Source organism: Streptococcus sp. DD11, assembly GCF_001578865.1.
Classification (GTDB): domain Bacteria; phylum Bacillota; class Bacilli; order Lactobacillales; family Streptococcaceae; genus Streptococcus; species Streptococcus panodentis.
The window spans coordinates 1-304 of sequence record NZ_KQ969473.1; the positions used below are offsets into that span (position 1 = coordinate 1).

1 pseudogene is annotated in these 304 nt (G+C 59.5%); it reads left to right on the plus strand.

What is annotated here, in order from left to right:
* Positions 1 to 304: pseudogene (locus STRDD11_RS13450) on the plus strand (F0F1 ATP synthase subunit alpha); the annotation flags it as partial.

Here is a 304-nt window from a genome sequence, read left to right on the forward strand (position 1 = left end):
ACAGCATCCGCCGCACAGGCAAGATTATGGAAGCTCCGGTCGGAGATGCTCTGATTGGCCGCGTTGTGGATCCGCTGGGCCGTCCGGTTGACGGTCTGGGAGAGATTGCGACGGACAAGACCCGTCCGGTAGAAACACCGGCTCCGGGTGTCATGCAGCGGAAGTCTGTATCGGAGCCTTTGCAGACCGGTCTGAAGGCCATTGACGCCCTGGTGCCAATCGGCCGTGGTCAGCGGGAGCTGATTATCGGAGACCGTCAGACAGGGAAGACGACCATTGCCATTGATACCATCCTGAACCAGAA